The 2,102-nt window shown below is 27.8% G+C and carries 1 protein-coding gene and 1 tRNA gene; both read left to right on the top strand.

Going from position 1 to position 2,102, the window contains the following annotated elements; all coding sequences use genetic code 11:
• Window positions 1-367: 367 nt before the first annotated feature.
• Window positions 368-820, top strand: a complete 453-nt coding sequence (locus tag H527_RS23335; protein WP_051316871.1) for a hypothetical protein — start codon at window positions 368-370, stop codon at window positions 818-820.
• A gap of 720 nt (window positions 821-1,540) precedes the next feature.
• Window positions 1,541-1,614 (top strand) — tRNA-Arg (locus H527_RS0118620).
• The last annotated feature ends 488 nt before the right edge of the window (window positions 1,615-2,102 follow it).

Here is a 2,102-nt window from a genome sequence, read left to right as displayed (position 1 = left end):
TTTAAATATTTGAATGTTAGATACTTAAATATAATGTTTTTCTGCTTTTTCTACAAGTAAAAACCCTTTTTTCTTACGTCGAACTCAGGTTATTACTAAAAATGCTCAATCTGATGAAATAACAGCTGTTATTAACAAAAACACATCAGAACAGGAATTAGAGGACTTAAAAAAATTCTTTTTAGAAAACGGAATTGAATTACTTCTCAAAAAAATAGAATTTAATGATAAAAATGAGATTACAAGCCTTAGTATTACCTTAAAAAAAGGAAATACTAAAAGTCAATATTCTTCTTCCTCAAATGTCCCAATTTCGGAAATAAAATTAGGATATAAAAATGACAGTTTATACATTACTAATTCTGGAATGTTTGATATTGCTATTTTAAAAAAACAATCTGGTTTTAATTTTCCAAATATAGATATGGATAGTGTGATGAAAAAACATGGTTTTGCACTTGATTTTAACGATGAAAAAGATTCTTTATTTTCTCAAGGAAACTTTGATATTCAGAAACTAAAAGATCAGATTATGGAATCTTTTTATTATGACGAAAATCAAAATGAAAGTTTCTTTTTTAACGAACCACAAATGCATCCTTTTCAGAACTTAAACTCTAAAAAATATAGCTTTATAGATAACCCTGATATTCAAAAACTAATCATCATTAACGGAAAAGAAGCTGATTTTAAAACTTTAAACACCCACGCAAAATCAGATAACTTGGCAGAAGTTGACTTTCTTAAACCTAAAACTGCGATTAGTATTTATGGTGATAAAGCAAAAGATGGTGCGATAATTGCTACCACAAAAAAATAATATTTTAACCCATTTTATGCAGTAGAGAATCTATTCCATCTTGTAGCTACTGCAGATACAGACGCTTTGCTTCGTTTCTTAATTTAACCATAGCTACGCTATCCTAAAATCAAGAAAACAACTGTATTTATGAAATCTTCAATATTCATTACAAAGTTCTAGTATATAAAGCGGGTTTAACATAGAAAATTTTTATAACACAAGCCTTCAAAAAATGAAGGTTTTTTTTATAATCAACATTTTAAAAATAATTATACCATTACTACAAATGCACCTCTATCCTTCAATAAATCTAATTTTATAATAAAATTACACCGCACAACTTATTCCTTAACCAAATTACAAACTACTTTTGTTTTTCTTTCTGTAGCGGATACATCGTTATTAATTAAAATACCCCTCTTTCCTTTTATTGCATCTATTTCCTAAATATCCTCTCCATACCCTTACATTATTTTTAGGTTTTACTGTAATTTCACTTTTTTTCTAACAGGAACAAAATCTTCTTTTAAATACTTTGTCATTAAATCATTACAAAATCTCTTGTTCCAAATACCCAATCCTATCCATATTTATTATAAGAAACTAATAACCATATACTTAAAATAACACAACTAAAGTATCTCATAAAAACATATCATTTTTTTAATAAAAATTACAAAAAACCACTACTTGATTTGTCAGAAATATAAAAACACCCTATATTTGCACCCGCAAAAAGGCCTCGTAGCATAACTGAATAGTGCACTTGATTACGGCTCAAGAGGTTGCAGGTTTGAATCCTGCCGAGGTCACAAAAAGAGATAAACTTAACGTTTATCTCTTTTTATTTGTTTATAAATCAATAACTTAGTTGTTATTTGTTCCAGTTTTTGTCTCATCGGGTTATATTTCTTAAATTAGATAACTAATTCATTTTCAAAAACAAAAAAGTTTAAACATTCCCGTTTAGGTTAAAAAAATTAGCTGCCTTTTTAATTCTATTTCACTAAAAATATAATATAATTTTCTCATTTGTAATTCATTGTATATGGACTTTTTTTAAAGTTCTATTATATAATGATATTAGAAATTAGATTGACTAGATTTGTATAATAAGAGCCGTATGATGGGAGACTATAACGTACGGTTATGTGAGAGGGGAAGAGTGAAACTCCCTTTCCCTACTCGACACTAAACGTTGGCAGTAATTCCCCACATAAAGGAAATCTATTAATTTCTTTTGCTAACGTTAAGAACTCCCGAACTTTATAGAGATCCTATGCAAGGCCGATTTTTAAAC

Source organism: Aquimarina muelleri DSM 19832, assembly GCF_000430665.1.
Lineage (GTDB): Bacteria > Bacteroidota > Bacteroidia > Flavobacteriales > Flavobacteriaceae > Aquimarina > Aquimarina muelleri.
Note: the sequence above shows the minus strand (reverse complement) of the source record. Positions and strands in the feature narration are given on the sequence as shown.